The following is a 20,534-nucleotide window of genomic DNA, read 5'->3' as shown; positions in this document are numbered from 1 at the left end:
TTCAGCGCTAAGAGGATGTTTGTCAAGTCATGATTAGTGTATCGAATATTATTTGACCCCTCCCTAAACCTCGCCTTGTAAGGGGAGGGGACTGGATTTGATTGTTTTTTGTGTCTTCCCTGTTCCCTCAGATAAAAATTATAGCATTTCCCATGCTCGTGAGGTACAATTTTTTTTAGTTTGAGGGAACACCGGAACAGGGAATAGGGAATAGGGAATTGGTGTGTACTTCATGAGCCTGAAAAAGGCTATATCAAACATCCTCTTAGTCTGGTTTGATGAGTGTAGATCAGGGCGATCGCCAAACTACCAGTACTGTATCAATTAATTAATACAAGTATTGATTAATTCCTCAACCCCAGCAACTGGCAAAATTTTTGTATTTAATTTTGCAGCTACCTCAGCAACACTCATATCATCTAAAAATATTAATTCCCCATGTTTTAACATCACCTTTGGTAATAAAATTCCATCTCCTAAATCCTTTCCCAGAAGATTTAAAACTAGGTCATGACCCGTAATTAACCCAGTGACAGTAATATTTTGTCCCCAGTAATCACTTGCTAAAGCCTCCATCTTCACTTCTAAACCCTCAACAGTATTGAGGCGTTGTAAAATCGGTTGGAATGCTTGTTCCACAGCATTACCCACCACCCAAGTCAATTTTTTCGGTTCATCTAGCTTTGACGGTAACAACTGCGCTGCGGTAGATGCAAATTGCTGAATAAATAAACGAATCGAACCCACACCGTTATCAATTTGCGGATACTCTTCATATTCCGCAGCGCTGGGTAATTCCTCACCCGCAATCAAAAACCACTCATCTGCTAACCAAGCAAAACCCGATCCTAATTGTTGGCGAAATTTCTGGGACATGGTTTTGACTTGGGAAATCACTTCTTGAGCCTTTTCCCTTGTTACCGGTATCAGTTCATCTGCTGCTGGGCGAAACCCCGTCAAACCCAGGGGAACTACTGCTACTGATGCGACTGCGGGTACTTCTCCAGTATGAAATACTGCTAAATCTTTCAGGGTTTTTTCTAAGTGTTGACCATCGTTGATCCCAGGACAAACAACTACTTGAGCATGAATTTGCAGTCTGCGATCTTGGAACCATTTAATTTGCTGTAAAATTTTGCCTGCACGTTGGTTTTTTAGCAGTCTGATTCTGATTTCCGGTTCCGTAGCATGAACAGAAACAAACAATGGAGACAAGCGCATTTGTTCAATCCGCAGCCATTCTTTTTCAGCTAAGTTAGTTAGGGTTAAGTAGGAACCATATAAAAAGCTCAGACGGTAATCATCGTCCTTTAAGTACAAGCTGGAACGCTTACCGGGTGGTTGCTGGTCAATAAAGCAAAAGGGACAACGGTTATTACATTGAATTAAACCGTCAAATAAAGCAGTTTCAAATTCTAGCCCCAAGTCTTCATCGTAATCTTTTTCTATTTCAATGTGATGAGTTTTTCCAGATGGGTCTAAAACTTCTAGTTCTAGCACTTCGTCAGCACAGAGAAACTGATAATCAATTAAATCACGGGGTTGTATGCCATTGATGGCAACTATAGCATCCCCCGCTTCAAAGCCAATTTCTGCGCCTATAGAATCGGGTAATACTCTGGTGATTTGAGCGGGACGGATGGTAGACATGATGAGAAACCCGGAACCAATGAATATCAACTATTGTTCAACAATCCGGTGCTAATTGCACCTAAGATTGCTACACCAAAGGCTAGGCGATACCAAATAAATACCCAGGTGCTTTGGGTCTTGAGGAATTGTATCAACCCAGCGATCGCCATATATGAAAATATCCCAGATGAAATGACTCCGACAACCATAGGAACCATACCCACATTACCTACACCCACTGCTAAAAAATCTTTCAACTCCACTAATCCTGCTAGGGTAATGGCGGGAATTCCCAGCAAAAACGAAAATCTTGCAGCTGTATCCCGCTCTAAGTTCATAAATAGTCCACCAGTCATAGTGGAACCTGAACGAGATACCCCAGGTATTAAAGCCAAGCATTGAACTAAACCCATCCATAACCCATCTTTCATGGTCAGATGCTCAAAGTCACGTTGACGTTTACCCAGTTTTTCTGCTATTCCCAATAACAGCGACATGAATATAGAGGCTATGGCGATCGCTGCTAGACTTCTCAGGGGTGAATTATCGTAGTCTGGGATTAATCCTTTAATTAACAGTCCTAAGAAGATAATCGGGACTGTTCCCAAACTAATTCCCACAAATAGCTTGAAGTCATGGCTTTGGTAGTCTTTGACGGCGATCGCTTTTGCTGCTCCCTTGATGATTTGGGTCATATCACCCCAGAAATACCACAGCACAGCCACAATACTACCCAGTTGAATAATCGCCGTAAAAGCTACCCCCGGATCCCCCCAACCCAGTACTACAGGTACAACCTTTAAGTGTGCTGAACTGCTGATGGGAAGGAATTCAGTCATTCCCTGGACAAAGCCTAAAAAAATAGCTTGCAGGATATTCAGTTGCTGTACCTCCCCTGACCCCAGGAGAGTTTCGGTACTTAAAACCTTTGCTGGAAATGCTGCAACCGAGTAAATAGCAGATGCTGCACTTAGGAATACGAACCATTGCCGTTTTGATAAAACCATTTAATTTATTTGTGATAGCCAAGCGCTAGAACCAATTATAAAAACATCTGTTTGGGCCACTTGCCAGGAAAAAGTCATCAGCACAGTTTACCCTGCTGCTAGTCAATTTATGCAAAAATTAGGTAAACTAAAAATCCCCCCCCAGGGCATTTTTAACTGTGATATCTTAATTAACATAAAGTTTAGTAACAAATATTAAAAACTTTGATTAACAATACTTTGTCTTCCTATGGCTGCACCACGCCAGCCATCACTACTCCCCAGACTCCTATAAATACTGATTTACCCCCCATTGACCAGGGGCAAAATAGTATCCATAAGTTAGAATCTACACTTGGCTTATCTGCTTCCCTACTCATATCTACGACCAAGGGACAGACTTGGTTAATCTTGGCTGCGGCTGTGTTTTTGGTATCAGTACCAGTATTTATAGAAGCGCCATTAGTGCGATCGCTACCAGTGCTAAGTGTAGCCCTGACAGGATTTTGGGTATGGCTGAGTTTTATTTTAATGTCGCGTCCTCAAACTTATATATGGGGAGATTTGCTTTTTGGCTTTAGCTGGAGTTGGTTAGCAGGAGCCATTTACTGGGGTTGGTTACGTTGGGAACCTTTATGGCATTTACCAGTAGAATCAATCGGTTTGCCATTTGCCGCTTGGTGTCTCCTTAAGAATTGGGGGCCAATTGGTAACTGGTTTTATTTAGGTTCCTTACTCGGTACAGCTTTGACTGATGTATATTTTTATATAGTAAACTTGATGCCTTATTGGCGGCAAATTATGCAGGTAGACCCGAATAACGTGTCACCAATATTACAAAATGCCTTAATCCAAGTACAAACGCCCTGGGGACAAGGCTGGGCAGTAATGGGGCTACTAATGCTATTAACCGCAGGGGTTTTACCCTTACGTACAAAATCAAAACATTGGTACGCCTTTAGTGGCGCAGTTTTAAGTACAATTTTGGTAGATAGCCTGTTCTTAATAGCTGCATCTGCCGCTTAAAAATTCTCTCAATATAGCATTTCCCATGCTCGTGAGGTACAATTTTTTTAGTTTGAGGGAACAGGGAATAGGGAATAGGGAATTGGTGTGTACTTCATGAGCCTGAAAAAGGCTATATGTTGCTAGTATAGAAAAAACCTATCTATAGGTTTTGCCAAAATCCCAGTCATCTAGATAACTTTTTGTAAACATCAGACCCAACCCAGTAGCAGCAAATATTGGGGGTATTAATACACTGTATATTAGTTTTTGATGACTGCTATGTGCTGACTAGGCTATGAAGCTCCAATTTCAGGTAAAGGAAGATCATGACGATCATATAGATATACTCAACCTATCTATGGTCAAGAACCGAAGATGAGACGCTGACCAGTATTCAACGGTATGCTTGACATCTTTGGCCTGAATTCAGCTTATAGTTGATAGCATTTAGCAAAACATGATTATCTTATTTTCATGGAAAGAGGGAGAAAAATTGTGAAAACATTGGTGCGTTTATTAACAGTATTTAGCTTGGTAGTCGGATCCTGGGGATGGCTGGGAACAACTCAGATAGCTGCGGCTGCTAATATAAACAGTGTGACTTTTAGTCCAGTGGCAGTTTTGGCGGTGACACGGCAGAATAGAGCAGATGCTAAGTTAGGCACAGAATTTGGTCAAAAAGTTGATTTGAATAATACCAACGTCCGAGCTTTTCAACAGTATCCAGGTCTGTACCCCACCCTAGCCAAAAAAATCGTACTCAATGCTCCTTACGATCAGGTGGAGGATGTCTTGAATATTCCGGGATTAAGCGATCGCCAAAAAGAACTTTTACAAGCTAACTTAGATAACTTTACAGTCACAGAATTAGAAACCATCTTCAACGCTGGAGACGATCGCTTTAACAACGGCATCTACAGATAACTGTCTCAACAGTTAAGCTAACTAAATATACGGAATAGCAGCCAACTTCCTAATTTTAGGGAGTGGCCGCTTTTTCTCAAAATGGGAGAGACCCGTCCCACTACTCCCTAATTAAAAGCCCCTGCTACCCAAATTAGACTTTGCTGCAAATAGATATTCCTAGCCAATTTGATGTTTTAGTAGTCGGTGCTGGTGCTGCTGGACTATATACAGCACTGTGTCTACCAGAGAAATTGCGAGTTGGCTTAATTACCAAAGAAACTGTCTGTTTATCTGCCAGTGATTGGGCCCAAGGAGGTATTGCGGCCGCCATCGCCCCAGAAGATTCGCCTTCATTACACATTGAGGATACATTACACGCAGGTGCAGGCTTGTGCGATCGCACAGCCGTAGAATTCCTAGCCCAAAGAGCAAGTGAGTGTATTCAATCCCTGGTAAACTTGGGAGTAGCCTTTGACCGTAACGGTCAAGCTTTGGCTTTAACTTTAGAAGCCGCCCATTCTCACCCCCGCGTTCTCCATACCGCCGATAGTACAGGTAGGGAAGTCACCACCACCCTGACAGCACAAGTATTGCGTCGCCAAAACATTCAAGTGATCCAGCAAGCTTTGGCTTTGAATTTGTGGATAGAACCCCAAACCGGCAGATGTCAGGGAATCAGCCTATTCTATCAAGGTAAAATCACACCCATCAGAAGCTCTGCCGTGGTTTTGGCAACCGGTGGCGGTGGCCAAGTCTTTGCCCAAACAACTAACCCAGCCGTCAGTACAGGGGATGGGGTAGCTATGGCCTATCGAGCCGGGGCTATTCTGCGAGATTTAGAATTTGTGCAGTTTCACCCCACTTCCCTCACCTTACCGGGTGCAGACCACTTTCTGATTAGTGAAGCCGTACGTGGCGAAGGCGCACACTTGATTGATGACACTGGGCGGCGTTTTGCTTTTGATTATCATCCCGCGGGTGAACTAGCACCCAGAGATGTAGTTAGTAGAGCTATTTTCAGCCATCTTAAACACACCGCCGTTGATCTTGCTACCGCCCACGTGTGGTTAGATATGCGCCCCATATCTCCTGAGAAAATTCGTCATCGCTTTCCTAATATCATTAAAGTTTGTCAATATTGGGGAATTGATGTCTTCCACGAACCCATTCCTGTAGCCCCAGCTGCCCATTATTGGATGGGTGGTATTGTTGCTGACTTAATGAATCGCACCAACATTCCCGGTTTGTACGCAGTGGGAGAAAATGCCAGTACAGGGGTGCATGGTGCCAATCGTTTGGCAAGTAACTCTTTGCTGGAATGTATTGTTTTCGGAGCCCAGATGGCAAATATTGATCTCCAAGATATGACACCATCCTCAGAACTGCCAATAGTGCCAATACGAGAATTCAGCCTCGATATCAGTGAATGGCAAAGCCAAAAAACACAGCTAGAAATACTGAGAAAAAATTTACCAACTTTGCTGTGGCAAAGTGCGGGAATTTGTCGGGAGCAGTCAGGTTTAGAATCAGCCATTGCCATTGTAGAATCTTGGCAAAAAGATTTTGCCGCTTTACCTTTGAGTCAATTCTTAGTTTCTTTGAGTCCTAATCAATCGGTGAGTTTCCAGATCACAGATGTGGAACAGCAATTGCGACTTTGGGCAGAAACCCGGAATTTATTAGATATAGCGCATCTGATTCTCAAAAGTGCCGCATTTAGAACTGAAAGCCGGGGTGGTCATTACCGCCTAGACTATCCTCAACCAGACCCAGATTGGCAAGTCCATACTCTAGTACAAAAATCCCAATACCATAAATCTATGATTTGGAAAGATTAGTCATTTTCCATGGCAAAAAAAAAGTCAACAATAATGTTGACTGTTGATTTTTGATGGGTGTTGATTTGACAGTCAGTACTAACAGCCAACCTTGATCAATCATCGAAAATACTGAAAGTTCTTAGGGCCAGTGTAGCCGGAAATTCTAGCCAGTTCGTCGAGGTTTTGAACCCCGCTATAGACTTCACCATTAATGATCCAAGTGGGGAAGCCTTTAATGTTGGCAGCTTGACACACTTCTGGTTGACCTTTAGGGCTGTCAGCAGCACACTCCACCATAGTATTGTTCTGTTCAAGAATCTTGTAAGCTTCTTTACCGAAAAGTTGCTTTTGTTCATGGCAGTGAGGACACCAATAGGCAACATATTCCTTAGCATCTATGGTTGTTAGGTGTCTTGCTAGTTCAATTTCTGCCTCACCAGATGTAGTGGTGATTTCCCAACCAAAAGCCGGGTCAGGATTTACTTGGGGTGTAAACCTAATTCTTTGAGGTTCTCCAGAAGTTGTACCTGAAGAATTCACCCCAGCATACACACCCAAAGTACCAATCAGTGTGATCATGGCCACAATAATAGCGGTAAACAAAATTTGCCCCCAGTCCTCCCAAGGCCGACCGATAATGGTCAAAACTAAAAGACTCACAGAGAACACAGCGGAGGCAATACAGTAATAACAAACAGCTTGGATTTGGAATGCCAGTAGGTACATTAAATAGCCACTGAAAACAGACATAGCCACGGATACTACCAACAGTAGCCACCCAGTTGAGTTTTCCAGTTGTTTGACAGTATTTTTATCACTTGGTTTCCAAGCTAAGGGAGCAACAGCCAAAATCACCATACTCACATACGCTAAAAGCCCAAATAAGGCTAAGGGCGCAGACAGGTTAAGAATGGTGATGGTTGCCCAAGGACTGGAAAGGACATCATTACAGCCCCTGGCACCAGCTTGGGCTACACAAGCGGCACTGCCTCCTGTTAACTTTTCTATGGTGATGTAACCTGTGGTCAAGGCACCAAATCCAGCGATCGCGGCCATCAATGGACGCGACCATTTATGAATCCAAGGAGTAGAACGGCGGCGAATCATAAACTGCTAATTGGTGATTGGTCATTGGTCATTGGTCATTAGTCATAGTCTGGGAAAATTACTTCCCGAACCTTCCCTTGGAGTCTCCTAAGAATGTATTTTCACAGCCCCAGAAATAGACTGAATCTTGCCGTTGGGATGCCAACGAGTATGGGCAGCTTCCACAAATTGACTGACGCGAATCGGGTCAATTGGTTGCTCGATGCGACCATGGCGCTTCAGGGAACTGGAAACAATCACCCCATTTGCTGCCTGCATCAGTGTAGCAATATTTTGCCAGTTCGCTCCACTACCTATAAACACTGGAGTGCCATTTGCCTCTCCAATAGCTAGTTCCAGGTCTTCTTGGTTAGGAGGACTACCAGTAGCCCAGCCAGACAAAATTATGGCATCTGCTAAACCTCTTTCAATGGTGTCTTTCACGGCAACTGTGAGATTAGGGGAACCCAAGGGGCGGGCATGCTTCACCAACACATCAGCTAGAATTTTGACATCACAGCCTAATTCTCGGCGATAACGCAGTAATTGATGAGCTTCACCTTCAATTAATCCTTGATCCGTTGCCATCACCCCTGTCAATACATTGACGCGAATGAATTGTGCTTGGGTGGCGTAGGCGATCGCCATTGCACTTTTGCCGTCATTGCGCAAAACATTTAAACCAATGGGCAATGTCACTAAATTTTTGATTCGTTGTACCACCACAGTCATGGCACTTACAACAGCTGGATCAACTTGGTTTTTGGTAAAAGGCGCGTCAAAAAAGTTTTCCACAATAATGCCGTCTACTCCTCCACTGGCCAGGGCTGCTGCTTCTTGTTCGGCACGCTGAATTACCGCTTTGAGATTACCTCCCCAACGGGGCGAGGTGGGTAGTGGTAGTAGATGAACCACACCAATAATTGGTGTTCGAGTTTTAAATAACTGATATAAGTCCACGTCTTAGTTTTATACCTAATATTTGGGGTGCTTTGCGGGGTCTAGTGTCCACCAGTCTAGAGTCTATAATTTATTTGACTGTGCCAATTTTAGATTTTGGATTCCTCAATTTCGGATTTGTCCATTTCAGTTTTTTGAGATTTTCAATCTAAAAACTCAAAGAAAATTCTTTGAGTCCCTCCGCCCAGCCGCTTTTGGTCCGCACAAATCTCAAATCCTCAACGTCTCTACTACCCTCTACCTTGACCAGAGTCAACCTCATAGGGTGGTAGTGCGGGGTGGCATAGGAGAAGGGAAATCTCATATCCTTAACCTGTATGCCCTCGTGGGTGCTGTCAATCTAAAATTGCCAATCTCAAATCCAAAATTGTTTGACTGTTGACTATTGAACGCCAGTCACCTGAAGTCCGGGAACCCGCTCATGGGGCTGGCTCCTCTTGACTTTTAACTAACTAGTCAAGTGTGTTTTGAGTTGGTTGTCTTACTACCTCTTCCCTAGGTTGGAAATTATCGTAAAACCTCCTCTAAGATATGTTAAGATAAAAATAGGCTAGAAGAGGAGTTTGCCACTCACAAGACGCAAGGCAACTTCCCCTGGTTTATGCGCCCCGCCCACGCGCCGTCGTCGGCAAGGCCTGACCGTCAGGGTAAGTTTACTGCTTTATTAGGCGTTGTCTCGTACTCCTGGGTCCTAATCACCTACCCAGAGAGCGCGGTTTCCCTGAGGGTAGCGACTTTTCAAAACCAGCCCTTTGGGCGGCTTCCCGACGGGTAAATTAACACAGGCGCTGCGGTAATCAAAAATACCAACAGACAAGTTAAAAAAATATAAGTGTTAAACATACTCAAAGACACTTAACCTACCCTGGGAAATAGACTAAGTAGTACATATATAATAACATGGCCGGAAAATCTCCTATGGCACTGCACCCGCAGGCAGTAGGTGGCAGTGAAAAACTATTGTTCTAGCCCCTGACTGTGTAAAGGTGTATATCACAAGAAGCGAAACCATCGCTGCTTGTTTATCCGACTAGAAAAAACGGAAAATGTTTTCAAAATATGGGTGAAAAGCCAACCATTGCCATTTCGCACCTGGGTTGCGAGAAAAATCGAATTGATACAGAACATATGCTAGGACTGCTTGTAGAAGCAGGCTATGGTGTAGATACAAATGAAGAGTTAGCAGACTATGTTATAGTTAATACTTGTAGTTTTATAGAAACAGCAAGACAAGAATCTGTCAGAACTTTAGTAGAACTGGCAGAAGCCAACAAGAAAGTTGTGATTACTGGCTGTATGGCGCAACACTTCCAGGAACAATTATTAACAGAGTTGCCGGAAGCAGTAGCACTAGTAGGCACAGGTGATTATCACAAGATTGTAAGTGTAATTGAGCGTGTAGAACAAGGAGAGCAGGTCAAAGAGGTTAGTCCAGAGCCGACCTACATTGCAGACGAGACCACACCGCGTTATCGCACTACAACTGAAGGCGTTGCCTACCTGCGAGTGGCCGAAGGATGTGATTATCGTTGTGCATTTTGTATTATTCCCCATCTACGAGGGAACCAGCGATCGCGTACTATTGAATCTATAGTTACTGAAGCGGAGCAGTTAGCCAGTCAAGGCGTGCAGGAAATTATTTTAATTTCCCAAATCACCACCAATTACGGCCTAGATATCTATGGACAACCAAAGTTAGCCGAATTGCTTCATGCTCTAGGTCGAGTAGATGTACCGTGGATCAGAATGCACTATGCATATCCCACCGGGCTGACCCCAGATGTCATAGAGGCAATCAAACAAACCAAGAATGTATTACCATATTTAGACTTGCCCCTACAACATTCTCATCCAGATATTCTGCGCTCAATGAATCGTCCCTGGCAAGGACGGGTAAATGATGGGATTATTAAACGCATCAAAGCAGCCCTACCAAACGCCGTACTCAGGACAACATTTATAGTTGGTTTTCCCGGAGAAACAGAGGAACATTTTGAGCATCTACTAGAATTCATCAAGCGCCACGAATTTGATCATGTGGGTGCATTCACCTTTTCGCCGGAGGAAGGAACACCCGCCTACAAGCTAGCTAATCAGTTACCCCAAGAGGTGATGGATGAGCGCTGGCATAGATTAATGGCGCTTCAAGAGCCAATTGCCGCCAAAAAAAATCAACAGGAAATCGGCAAAATCGTTGATGTGTTGATTGAACAAGAACACCCTGAAAGTGGAAAGCTCATAGGTCGCTCTGGCAGATTTTCCCCAGAAGTCGATGGTCAGATATATGTCGATGGGGCGGCAAAATTGGGAACCATCGTGCCAGTAGCGATTCACGGTGCTGATACATATGACCTCTACGGTGAAGTTGTCAATAGTTAGCACAAGTAGAAGTAGCTTTCACTGAGTGCAGTACTGCCATCTCCCAGGGTATCGACTAGAAGAGAAGTCATGTCAGAGCGGCAAAGGGTATCGCTGAGTCTACTTTCCAGAGTATCCCTCGGCGTTAGTTGACTGCGTAGCATCCTCACCTAAAAGAGGGTTGCAGACACTGTTTTTAAATCTGGCAAACCAATACAACTGCCGTCAGATTTACCAAACCAAAACCAAAAAACAAAATCTAGGAGAATTAATGACTCTTTCGTTCCAAGAATTAGGTATTTCACAAAAACGTGTTGAGCAATTAGAAAACATTGGCTTTACCACACCTACTAATATTCAAGCCCAAGCCATACCCCAACTGCTAGCAGGTCGGGATGTAGTCGGTCAATCCCAAACTGGAACAGGCAAAACAGCAGCATTTTCTCTGCCAATTTTAGAGCAGCTAGATGTGAATCACAAAGCCGTACAAGCGATGGTATTGGCACCAACCCGTGAGTTAGCAATTCAAGTTCACGATGCCATCAACCAATTCGCAGGTAACGAAGGATTACGGATTCTGGCAATTTATGGTGGTCAGTCCATTGAACGCCAAATGATGCAACTAAAACGTGGTGTTCACATGGTTGTAGGTACACCAGGGCGGATGATTGACTTACTAGATAGGGGTTGTTTAAAACTCGATCAAGTCAAGTGGTTTGTCTTGGATGAAGCCGATGAAATGTTGAGCATGGGCTTTATTGATGATGTGATCAAAATCCTATCTCAAGCCCCCAAAGAGCGGCAAACAGCTTTATTCTCAGCAACCATGCCACCGTCAATTCGCATGATTGTTAATAAATTCCTGCGAAACCCCGCCACAGTCACCGTTGAGCAGCCAAAAGCCACACCCAACAAAATCAATCAAGTAGCTTATCTTATCCCCCGCCACTGGACAAAAGCTAAAGCATTACAGCCAATTCTAGAAATGGAAGATCCAGAAACAGCTTTAATCTTTGTGCGTACCAGAAGGACAGCGGCGGAACTCACCAATTTACTACAAGCAGCCGGTCATAGCGTGGACGAATACCACGGCGACTTGTCTCAACAAGCACGAGAGCGATTATTGACCCGATTCCGTAATCGTCAAGTGCGATGGGTAGTAGCTACTGATATTGCAGCACGGGGTTTAGATGTCGATCTGCTCTCCCATGTCATTAACTACGACTTACCAGATAGCGCCGAAACCTATGTTCACCGCATTGGTCGTACTGGTCGCGCTGGTAAAGAAGGTACAGCAATTTCATTAGTACAGCCCTTTGAGCGGCGTAAACAACAGGTATTTGAGCGCCATAACCGCCAAAATTGGCAATTGTTGTCCATTCCTACACGAGCCCAGATTGAAGCGCGACATATCCAGAAATTACAAGAACAAGTTAAAGAAGCCTTAACTGGCGAACGCCTAGCTTCATTCTTGCCCATAGTCAGCGAACTACTTGAAGAATATGATGCTCATGCGATCGCCGCAGCCGCATTACAAATTGCTTATGATCAAACTCGTCCTGCTTGGTTGCAATCAGGGGTAGACCCCCAAGATGATGAACCCTCCTCCAAGCCGAAGTTAACCAAGCGTCGTAGTGGTGAATATTCCGGTGACAGAAACCGCTCCTCCTGGAACAAATCGGACAGCAATGGTGGAGACGAAGGTAAACGAGGGACTCCCAAGCCCAAGCTGCGAACCCGCCGTGACGCTTCTGTGTCATCCTCAAATGCACTTAGAGAGTAAGGTTGATTAACTCAACCAAGGACGACTGACCTGTTCTAGTTGTCCAATTTCATCGGTGTTTAATCTCCAGCCCAAAGCGCCTGCATTTTGTTTGACATGTTGGGGAGTCTTTACCCCAGCAATGGGAATCACATTTCCTTGAGAAATTAACCAATTGAGGGCTACTTGGGCAGGAGTGCGACCATACTTTTCTCCCAGACTGTTGAGTAAAGAAATGACAGGGGCAATTTTCTGTAAACCTTCTTTACTAAACCGCGGATCCATCTTCCTCACACCACTGGGAGTTTCGGCGCACTCAGGTGTGTATTTACCTGTCAGCAATCCCTGAGCCAGGGGACTATACGCCAAAATAGTCACGCCCAATTCTTGGGCTGTGGCTGAAATTCCATTAGTTTCAATTTGGCGGCTTAATAAAGAGTAGCGGACTTGGTTCACAACTAAAGGTATTCCCCGGGACGCTAATATTTGATGGGCTTCTCGCATTTGAGTAGCTGAATAATTACTTACCCCCACCGCCGCAATTCTACCCCGCTTCACTTCATCGGCTAGGGTATTCATCAAAGTTTCTTGACTTAAAAAGAAAGCAAAGGGCCAATGGACTTGATACAGTTCAATGCGCTCTACTTGTAACCGTTTGAGACTCTCCGTTAAAGCATCTGAAACAGACTGACTTGTAAACCGCCAAGGTAAAGGGCCGAATTTAGTAGCTATTTGCACAGGTTTTGATGATGTTTGCATAAATTGCCCTAATAATTTTTCTGACAGTCCCATTCCATAAACTTCAGCAGTGTCAAAGAAAGTCACACCAGCCTCCAATGCTGCTGTAAACGCCGCCTCCAACTCTTGGGTACCGTAGCCATCGCCATAATTCCAGAAAAGTTTATCACCCCAAGCCCAAGTCCCAATACACAGGGGTGTAACACTCGGTCCATTTTGTCCTAATGTGATGTTTTCCATGTTGAATATTTATTTTATTTACATTTCTTTACTTCTTTAGTTTACAGTCACAATATTTTTTCAACAGACTATTGGCGGTTTTGAAATGAAAATCCTTGCGTTGATCAGCAACTTTTTTATGTTGCCTACTCAAACCAATGTTTAGCTGTGAGATCATGTGAATGCAATGGCAGTATTATGAAATCGTTTATGAGATTCTAAATTGTGTAACCCATCTTGAAAAATAGCTATGGCAAGCGGCGAAGTATTTGATTCTCAAACCAACTCCCAGATTGTACCTAAAGTTAATGTACTGACCATGTTTCGGTTAGGCTTATTTCAAATGGGATTGGGCATCATGTCACTTCTAACTCTGGGGGTGCTGAATCGAATTATGATTAAGGAATTAGCACTTCCAGCCACTTTGGTAGCGGGAACTATAGCCATGCACCAACTGGTTGCACCCGCCAGACTCTGGTTTGGTCAAATGTCTGATGCAAAACCTTTATTAGGATATCATCGCACCGGTTACATTTGCTTGGGCGCGGCTGTATTTGTCACTACATCTTTTTTAGCAGTACAAGTAACTTGGCAATTAGGAGCCAGTTTTTATGCTCAGGGTTGGACATTACCAACCTATGGTTGGGTGGCTTTGCTGGGGGGGATTTTTGCTTTCTATGGATTGGCTTTGAGTTCTAGTTCTACTCCTTTTGCGGCTTTGTTAGTAGATGTTTCCGACGAGGACAATCGCTCTCAATTAGTGGGTGTTGTCTGGTCAATGTTAATGGTGGGTATTGTCATTGGTGCAATTATCAGTTCTGTGTTATTACCAGCACCAGGCAATGAGGCACAAGTGTTAGACACAACTTTAACATCTCTGTACAGTCAACCTGAACAGTTAGCAGCATTACAAAACTCAATTAACCGCCTATTTTTCATCCTCCCATCTGTGGTTTTTGGTTTAGCTGTATTATCCACATACAATGTGGAAAAAAAATATTCTCGTTATGGCTTGCGTTCAACTGCGATCGCACGAGAAGACAAAATTACGCTGCAAACAGCATTTAAGGTACTGACTGCTAGTCGCCAAACAGGCTTATTTTTTAGCTTTTTGTTGGTTCTCACCATCAGTTTGTTTATGCAAGAGCCTGTGCTTGAACCTTATGGTGGTGAAGTTTTTGGTATGTCTGTGGGGGAAACTACTAGACTTAATGCTTATTCGGGAGTAGGGACGCTGATCGGTCTGGGTTCTACAGGATTCCTAGTTGTACCACGCTTAGGTAAACAAAAAACTGCTAAGTTGGGGTGTTTTTTGGTGGCATTTTCCTTTGTATTGATCATTTTAGCGGGATTTACTGCCAATCAAAAACTACTTCAAGGCGCGTTATTTTGTTATGGTCTCACCTCTGGTATGACGACAACCGGGGCGATTAGTTTAATGTTAGATTTAACCGCAGCAGAAACAGCTGGGACATTTATCGGCGCTTGGGGTTTAGCACAAGCAATTTCCCGCGGTGTGGCTACTGTGAGTGGCGGTGCTGTGTTGGATTTGGGAAAAGGAATTTTCTCACAAACATTAATGGCTTATAGTTTAGTTTTTGGAATCCAAGCACTGGGAATGCTGCTGGCTGTGTGGTTTCTCAACCGCGTTAATGTTAGGGAATTTCAAACCAATGCCAAACAGGCGATCGCCTCGGTTTTAGAAAGTGATTTAGACTAAATATTGGTTGAAGGAACGCCTTGGGGTGAGAATTAATTCATGAATGATTTTTGGACAGCAATTCTCGACTTTGCCGAAACCACCACTACCAGAGTGGGAAAGCAACTTATGCAAGATTTTGGGAAAGTGCAGGCTTCCCAAAAACCTGACGGTAGTTTAGTTACCCAAGCCGATAAATGGGCTGATCAGGAAATTTGTGATGCGATCGCTTCTCATTTTTCTGGTTATGGTATTTTAAGCGAAGAGAGTGACAAAGTTTTTCCCGATACAGAATGGTGTTGGGTCATAGACCCTTTGGATGGCACTACTAACTTTACTAGGGGTCTTCCCATCTGGTCAATTTCCATGGGTCTCCTGTATCGAGGTACACCCATATTTGGGTATGTTTACGTCCCCCCACTAGGTCAAGCTTTTCATGGTTTCTGGGCAGGTTCCTCTGGATTAGTCACACCTTCAGGGGCTTTCCTCAACCATCACCCTATCCATAGCAGTAGTGATGATGCTACTAAAAATCACTTTTTTAACCTCTGTTCCCGTAGCACTTCCGTGATTCAAAGGGATTTTCCCTGTAAAATTCGGATGCTGGGTGTAGCTAGCTATAATTTCCTCACAGTCGCTGCAGGGGCTGCATTAGGTGGTATTGAAGCTACACCCAAGGTTTGGGACCTCGCCGGGGCTTGGGTGATTGTACAGGCTGCGGGTGGTAGTTGGATATCTCTCAAAGATGAACCATTTCCTTTGTCACCCGGGCAAGATTATAGCGATCGCTCTTTTCCTACCCTGGTTCTCAGTCGCCGGGAATTAGTACCGCTATTTACCCCATTTCTGGAAAAGTTAAAACTTTAAGTATAAATCGTATTTATACTTATTTTAATGGTAGTTTATCTTTCATTCCTTACCAGAAAAGCCTACTTTTTTTGGCAGATGGTCAAAATTACTTAAGCACAGATTAAGTAATATTATAAACTGTCTCGTCTTCTTTTCGCCATGCCGGATCAACAATACAAATAAATACCAACGGTTCAACACCACAGTTGCGGATAAATTGCCTGGTATTGGGAGGAATATACACCGCATCTCCTGAACTGACTATTTGATTTTGATCATCAATGTGCATTTCTCCCTGTCCACTGAGAATATAATACACTTCTGAAGTTGTCAGGGAGTGGGGTTGAGAGGTTTTCCCCACTGGTAAGGTTGCATGAGCTAAACTATACCTTAATGCCAGGGGTTGTTTATCAGGGTGTAGCAGTTCCCGCAGAATGGTATTATCTCCGGCAATGAATTCTTGACAGTCTTTGAGGTTTTGAACTAGCATAAATTAGCTTTTTCTCATGGGCGGTTTTCCCTTGCCTATTTTAGTAAAGCATGGGATTAGTTTTTGGTTGATAGTCAGAACAATCAATAGCCTCTTCTGTACTGGCAGTAGAAGGGTGTACAGTGCATTTTAGGCGGTAATTATTGGTAAAAAATTGGCAGCTAGGGCAGGGGATTTGATGCATTTGTTTGGCTGTGGTCACACTATCTCGAGCTGCTGACCAAAGACTCCAAGCAAACAGAATAATTACAGTCCAAGCGGTAACAAAGCAAATAGGGATTAATAATGGTTGAATCCCCCGAATGCAAAGATTTATTAACTCTAACACGGTAACTCCTGATCATAATTAAGAGTTAGAAGTATATTAACTCCTAACCCATCATTTTTTCCCCTGGCTAGAGAAACTAAATGCCAGCATGGCCCAGAGCTATACCAGCCACCAACATTCCCAAGACTAGGAAGGGTTGGGCGCTGGCTTGGTATTTAACGTCATTTTTCAGAGGGTCACGCAGGAAATACATATCCTGGAAGGTGATTTGGGGGATGATTAACAACAACAAAATTGCCGCGTATAAGTTTTCATGAATAGTGAGCAGGTAAACTGCAATCACCCCTTGAAAAACATCAATCATGGCTGCACAGACCCAAGCGGCTCTGGTGACACCAAACATCACAGGTAATGATTTTAATCCGAACTGGCGATCGCCTTCCACACTCTTAAAATCATTAACAATAGCAATACCCAAACCAGCCAAGCTGTAAACCACAGTGATCACGACAATTTTCCAATTCAGTTCACCAAACAACGCATGACCCGTACACCAAGGAAAAGCCATATAGCTAGCACCAAGAGCATAACCGCCTAACCAACCGTTTTGTTTGAGCTTTAATGGTGGTGCTGAATAAATATAAGCAATAAAAGAACCCAGAATAGCTATAGTTGTGATTGTGGGAAATTCATTACCAGCCCACACATCTAATACAAAAGCCAGAGCATTACCAGAGATTAACAATACCCAAATTTGGGTAATGACTTGGGGTAAGGGAATAGCACCAGAGGGAATGGGGCGGTAGGGTTCATTTACCGCGTCAATTTCCCGGTCATAGTATTCATTGAGAGTTTGGGTATAACCGGCGAGTAAAGGACCCGAAAGCAACATACAAGCGGCGGACTTCAAGACATTTTCCCAAGTCCAGGTGTAATTACCCGCAGAGGCCGCACCACAGACCACCCCCCAAATCAGGGGAATCCAGGTGATGGGTTTCATCAGTTGTAAGCGGATTTTCCAGATGGACTTTTCCCCCGGTGCTGCGCCTTTCATCCCCAGTAATTGGCGAGTTTTGGCGCTGCGGTCAGCAACTGCTGTCATTTCCTGGTTGGGTTTAACTGAATCTATAGCCTCTGCTGGCTGGGAATTAGGTTTAATAGGGGTTGGTTCTGACATCAGACTTACTTATGAATGGGAAGAGGGACTAGGGAATGGGGAATAGATGGTTTTGATTACCCAATTCCCAGTACCCAGGACTTAAAAAGAAATTATCAAATAATTATTCTGAAATTTGGCTCCCGTTACCTGTCTACCAGTTAGGGACGGGGGTAGGAAGAGATTACGCCGTTGGTCTCCTGCTTCCACTGTAACTTCTGGTCCATATTGGGTAAGTTTGACTTGCTTTTTGTCAAATCCTGGCAAGAATAGGCGGACTTGACGGTTATGGGTGTCGATTTCCATGGGTTTGGGAGCCTGTAATGCTTGTTCTACAAAGTTGGGTAGAGCATCTATTAAAGGTTGCCATTCCCCTGTGGGAGAATCGGGAACAACGCTCACCGTCAGAGGTCTAAATTCTTCCGAGAGGTTGACTTGATCTGTGGGTGACACCACCATCACACCACCCACGGTTAAACCGATTTGTTGAGCGCTACCCCACAAATAACGAGCAGTTGCTACTTGTAGGGGGTCTGGTGTAGTCACTAAGAAGGCCGCCACGTGATGAGGATCTGCAAGAGCTGCTTTTCCCTTGTCTAAGAAATTATTCACCTGGTTGGTGGGTAGAGCAAAGTTATCTGCTGTCCAGTTGACATTAAAAAAGCTGCTAATTAGCGGCTGAATTAAGGGCGATTCCGCAATCGTTTTCCCTAAATCGGAGTTGACAAATAATTGCTGAAATCGCCGCACATACCAACTCAGAGATTCTGGCATCCCCAACATTCGCAAGGTAAAGGAATCACCTGTGCCATCATAGATAATCGCGTCATATTTGCCACTGGCATCATATTCGCGGATCGCATTCAAGGCTAGGGCGCTGTCCATCCCTGGTAATACTACCAGTTCTTGACCATAAACATCTTTGAAGAGGGGTGTGCGGAGGTATTGCGCCTCCAGTTTTTTCACTTCTTCCCAGCTGCGTTCTAGCAATACAGAGGATTTAAATTGCACTACCTGTAAATTGGGGGCAATTTCCTGGGGGTCAGGGGTTAGGGTTTGCTCCAGTAACATGGGTAAAACTGGTTCTGTTAACCCTGCTAGAAGTACCCGCTTACCTTGGGTTGCCAATAACTTGGCGGTGGCGATCGCAATTTTAGTACGCTCCGTACCGCCTTTGCCCAAAAATGTCAATATCAGGGACATTAGTTGATTCTCTTTTTCCCGGCAATCTGTTCTACTCCAACTTAGCACTAGGCAAATACTCTTAGCTTCTGCTTTGAGTTCTATCTATTACACTGGTTTGACTTCATCTTCAAAAAACCAAGTAGATGAATTGTCGTCAAACAGTACCACTACACCAATTCCACAGCCATCAGCGACTTTGTAGCCTTGAATAATGCCGATTTGTCCGAGTTTTTTGGCAATACTAGCAGACACGCGATCGCGCAAACGAAAAACTTTTACCTTTTGTCCAATTTCCATACTTAGTCACAATGCAATAAACCAAGTCTCAGTTTACCTGAATCAGTGACCCGGCGGTAATAGATTTGGGTCATGATGGAAAAGAGTTTGCATACTGAGGGTCAATAAAAAGTCACAACCCAACCCACAAGAATCTGATAGACTAGAAGAGTATCTGAAGTCCCAAGGCATAGACCCCAACAACCTACCAGAGAGCAGGTAGCCATGACCACCACAGTAGTTAATCCCCAAATAGAATATCCTAGTTCCGACGGAGAACCCTTGGCAGAAACTTATATACATCTGTATGCAATTCTCACTACCCTGGAGGTGATTAAACAATACCTCGCCGGTCAACAAGCCACGGTGTTGGCTGATCAATTTCTCTATTATGTTCAGGGATTCCCTAAACTGAGAGTCGCCCCAGATGTAATGGTGATTTTTGATGTGGCTCCTGGGGGTCGGGATAATTATCAGCTGTGGGAAGAGGGTCAAGTACCCAGTGTAGTGTTTGAAATGACCAGTAAAAGCACTCAGAAGCAAGACCAGGAACAAAAGAAATTACTATACGAACAGTTAGGGATTTTAGAATATTGGCTATTTGACCCTAAAGGTGAATGGATTCCGGAACAATTAAAGGGTTATCGTTTACAAGATGAGGTTTATCAACCCATTAGCGATCGCATATGTCAACCTTTGCAGTTGCGGTTAGAAGCAGAAGGGGAACTGTTACGGTTCTATCGCTTAGATACGGGAGCTAAGTTACTCATACCTACAGAATTAGCAGATTTAGCGGAACAGGAACGCCTACGGGCCGAACAGGAACGCCTACGGGCCGAACAAGAACGCCTACGGGCTGATAGACTCGAAGAGTATCTGAGATCCCAAGGAATAGACCCCAATAACCTACCACAGTAGCAGGTAGCCATGACCACCACAGTAGTTAATCCCCAAATAGAATATCCTAGTTCCGACGGAGAACCCAAAGTTTGGGTTTAGGGTTGATGTTGCTGACTGTTAAGGAAGGAACAGAAGCTATAGATACCGCCAGGTTTTTACTCACACAAGCACAGCAAGAGTCACAAACAGCCATAATAGATTTAGTGACGACAATTATTATTTACAAGTTTACAAAC

Annotated in this window: 19 protein-coding genes and 1 pseudogene; 9 read left to right on the top strand and 11 right to left on the bottom strand. The window is 44.0% G+C overall.

Annotated features, from left to right (window positions below; genetic code table 11):
* Positions 1–324: 324 nt before the first annotated feature.
* A complete protein-coding gene (locus tag NWP22_RS14910) occupies positions 325–1,650 on the bottom strand; it encodes a TIGR03279 family radical SAM protein (RefSeq protein ID WP_280802043.1) in 1,326 nt (441 codons plus the stop codon).
* A gap of 26 nt (positions 1,651–1,676) precedes the next feature.
* Complete coding sequence (locus NWP22_RS14905; protein WP_280792504.1) at positions 1,677–2,639, bottom strand: undecaprenyl-diphosphate phosphatase; 963 nt, start codon at positions 2,637–2,639, stop codon at positions 1,677–1,679.
* A 204-nt stretch (positions 2,640–2,843) separates the two neighbouring features.
* On the opposite strand from NWP22_RS14905, the gene NWP22_RS14900 reads away from it, so the two are divergent.
* From NWP22_RS14900 to nadB, 3 genes are all read left to right on the top strand, one after another.
* Complete coding sequence (locus NWP22_RS14900; protein ID WP_271731829.1) at positions 2,844–3,644, top strand: DUF3120 domain-containing protein; 801 nt, start codon at positions 2,844–2,846, stop codon at positions 3,642–3,644.
* 477 nt (positions 3,645–4,121) lie between these two features.
* Entirely contained in the window at positions 4,122–4,550 is a 429-nt protein-coding gene (gene psbU / locus NWP22_RS14895) for a photosystem II complex extrinsic protein PsbU (protein ID WP_271731828.1), read from the top strand.
* Between the two features lie 140 nt (positions 4,551–4,690).
* Entirely contained in the window at positions 4,691–6,370 is a 1,680-nt protein-coding gene (gene nadB / locus NWP22_RS14890) for an L-aspartate oxidase (RefSeq protein ID WP_271731826.1), read from the top strand.
* A 99-nt stretch (positions 6,371–6,469) separates the two neighbouring features.
* Here the strand turns inward: nadB and NWP22_RS14885 are convergent, their stop codons facing one another.
* Positions 6,470–7,459, bottom strand: coding sequence for a vitamin K epoxide reductase family protein (locus NWP22_RS14885; RefSeq protein ID WP_271731824.1), 990 nt, complete (start codon positions 7,457–7,459; stop codon positions 6,470–6,472).
* Positions 7,460–7,546: 87 nt separating this feature from the next.
* A complete protein-coding gene (btpA, locus tag NWP22_RS14880; protein ID WP_271731823.1) occupies positions 7,547–8,398 on the bottom strand; it encodes a photosystem I biogenesis protein BtpA in 852 nt (283 codons plus the stop codon).
* Positions 8,399–9,457: 1,059 nt separating this feature from the next.
* On the opposite strand from btpA, the gene rimO reads away from it, so the two are divergent.
* Entirely contained in the window at positions 9,458–10,777 is a 1,320-nt protein-coding gene (rimO, locus tag NWP22_RS14875; RefSeq protein ID WP_271731822.1) for a 30S ribosomal protein S12 methylthiotransferase RimO, read from the top strand.
* Between the two features lie 250 nt (positions 10,778–11,027).
* Positions 11,028–12,539, top strand: coding sequence for a DEAD/DEAH box helicase (locus tag NWP22_RS14870; protein ID WP_271731819.1), 1,512 nt, complete (start codon positions 11,028–11,030; stop codon positions 12,537–12,539).
* Between the two features lie 6 nt (positions 12,540–12,545).
* Here the strand turns inward: NWP22_RS14870 and NWP22_RS14865 are convergent, their stop codons facing one another.
* Positions 12,546–13,496: an aldo/keto reductase gene (locus NWP22_RS14865; RefSeq protein ID WP_271731818.1), complete on the bottom strand. Its 951-nt coding sequence runs from the start codon at positions 13,494–13,496 to the stop codon at positions 12,546–12,548.
* 52 nt (positions 13,497–13,548) lie between these two features.
* Positions 13,549–13,629, bottom strand: a pseudogene (locus NWP22_RS14860) (RNA-guided endonuclease TnpB family protein); the annotation flags it as partial.
* A 96-nt stretch (positions 13,630–13,725) separates the two neighbouring features.
* Between NWP22_RS14860 and NWP22_RS14855 the strand changes: the two are divergent.
* Both NWP22_RS14855 and NWP22_RS14850 read left to right on the top strand, forming a co-directional pair.
* Positions 13,726–15,195 carry a BCD family MFS transporter gene (locus NWP22_RS14855; RefSeq protein WP_271731817.1) on the top strand — a complete coding sequence of 490 codons (1,470 nt, stop codon included), beginning with the start codon at positions 13,726–13,728 and terminating at the stop codon, positions 15,193–15,195.
* Positions 15,196–15,234: 39 nt separating this feature from the next.
* Positions 15,235–16,041: an inositol monophosphatase family protein gene (locus NWP22_RS14850; protein ID WP_271731816.1), complete on the top strand. Its 807-nt coding sequence runs from the start codon at positions 15,235–15,237 to the stop codon at positions 16,039–16,041.
* A 103-nt stretch (positions 16,042–16,144) separates the two neighbouring features.
* On the opposite strand, the gene NWP22_RS14845 is transcribed toward NWP22_RS14850, so the two are convergent.
* From NWP22_RS14845 to petP, 5 genes are all read right to left on the bottom strand, one after another.
* Positions 16,145–16,513: a cupin domain-containing protein gene (locus NWP22_RS14845; RefSeq protein ID WP_271731815.1), complete on the bottom strand. Its 369-nt coding sequence runs from the start codon at positions 16,511–16,513 to the stop codon at positions 16,145–16,147.
* Positions 16,514–16,553: 40 nt separating this feature from the next.
* Positions 16,554–16,841 carry a hypothetical protein gene (locus NWP22_RS14840; protein WP_271731814.1) on the bottom strand — a complete coding sequence of 96 codons (288 nt, stop codon included), beginning with the start codon at positions 16,839–16,841 and terminating at the stop codon, positions 16,554–16,556.
* A 76-nt stretch (positions 16,842–16,917) separates the two neighbouring features.
* Positions 16,918–17,958: a chlorophyll synthase ChlG gene (gene chlG / locus NWP22_RS14835; RefSeq protein WP_271731813.1), complete on the bottom strand. Its 1,041-nt coding sequence runs from the start codon at positions 17,956–17,958 to the stop codon at positions 16,918–16,920.
* A gap of 81 nt (positions 17,959–18,039) precedes the next feature.
* On the bottom strand, positions 18,040–19,140 hold the full coding sequence (locus NWP22_RS14830; protein WP_271731812.1) for a Get3/ArsA fold putative tail anchor-mediating ATPase NosAFP: 1,101 nt from the start codon (positions 19,138–19,140) through the stop codon (positions 18,040–18,042).
* 87 nt (positions 19,141–19,227) lie between these two features.
* A complete protein-coding gene (gene petP / locus NWP22_RS14825; protein ID WP_271731811.1) occupies positions 19,228–19,419 on the bottom strand; it encodes a cytochrome b6f subunit PetP in 192 nt (63 codons plus the stop codon).
* Positions 19,420–19,623: 204 nt separating this feature from the next.
* Between petP and NWP22_RS14820 the strand changes: the two genes are divergently transcribed.
* On the top strand, positions 19,624–20,316 hold the full coding sequence (locus tag NWP22_RS14820) for a Uma2 family endonuclease (RefSeq protein ID WP_271731810.1): 693 nt from the start codon (positions 19,624–19,626) through the stop codon (positions 20,314–20,316).
* Positions 20,317–20,387: 71 nt separating this feature from the next.
* Positions 20,388–20,534 (top strand): DUF2887 domain-containing protein (locus NWP22_RS14815; RefSeq protein ID WP_417006594.1); only part of this gene is annotated, 147 nt, incomplete at its 3' end.

The sequence above is a fragment of the Anabaenopsis tanganyikae CS-531 genome, from assembly GCF_029891675.1.
Taxonomy (GTDB): Bacteria; Cyanobacteriota; Cyanobacteriia; order Cyanobacteriales; family Nostocaceae; genus Anabaenopsis; species Anabaenopsis arnoldii.
Note: the sequence above shows the minus strand (reverse complement) of the source record. Positions and strands in the feature narration are given on the sequence as shown.

Bases quoted from the DNA above. Each gene is read 5' to 3' on its own strand.
- chlG (WP_271731813.1), bottom strand. From the start codon at position 17,958: ATGTCAGAACCAACCCCTATTAAACCTAATTCCCAGCCAGCAGAGGCT.
- NWP22_RS14910 (WP_280802043.1), bottom strand. From the start codon at position 1,650: ATGTCTACCATCCGTCCCGCTCAAATCACCAGAGTATTACCCGATTCT.
- NWP22_RS14850 (WP_271731816.1), top strand. From the start codon at position 15,235: ATGAATGATTTTTGGACAGCAATTCTCGACTTTGCCGAAACCACCACT.
- NWP22_RS14870 (WP_271731819.1), top strand. From the start codon at position 11,028: ATGACTCTTTCGTTCCAAGAATTAGGTATTTCACAAAAACGTGTTGAG.
- NWP22_RS14865 (WP_271731818.1), bottom strand. From the start codon at position 13,496: ATGGAAAACATCACATTAGGACAAAATGGACCGAGTGTTACACCCCTG.
- petP (WP_271731811.1), bottom strand. From the start codon at position 19,419: ATGGAAATTGGACAAAAGGTAAAAGTTTTTCGTTTGCGCGATCGCGTG.
- NWP22_RS14855 (WP_271731817.1), top strand. From the start codon at position 13,726: ATGGCAAGCGGCGAAGTATTTGATTCTCAAACCAACTCCCAGATTGTA.
- NWP22_RS14830 (WP_271731812.1), bottom strand. From the start codon at position 19,140: ATGTCCCTGATATTGACATTTTTGGGCAAAGGCGGTACGGAGCGTACT.
- NWP22_RS14905 (WP_280792504.1), bottom strand. From the start codon at position 2,639: ATGGTTTTATCAAAACGGCAATGGTTCGTATTCCTAAGTGCAGCATCT.
- rimO (WP_271731822.1), top strand. From the start codon at position 9,458: ATGGGTGAAAAGCCAACCATTGCCATTTCGCACCTGGGTTGCGAGAAA.
- NWP22_RS14845 (WP_271731815.1), bottom strand. From the start codon at position 16,513: ATGCTAGTTCAAAACCTCAAAGACTGTCAAGAATTCATTGCCGGAGAT.
- NWP22_RS14820 (WP_271731810.1), top strand. From the start codon at position 19,624: ATGACCACCACAGTAGTTAATCCCCAAATAGAATATCCTAGTTCCGAC.
- NWP22_RS14885 (WP_271731824.1), bottom strand. From the start codon at position 7,459: ATGATTCGCCGCCGTTCTACTCCTTGGATTCATAAATGGTCGCGTCCA.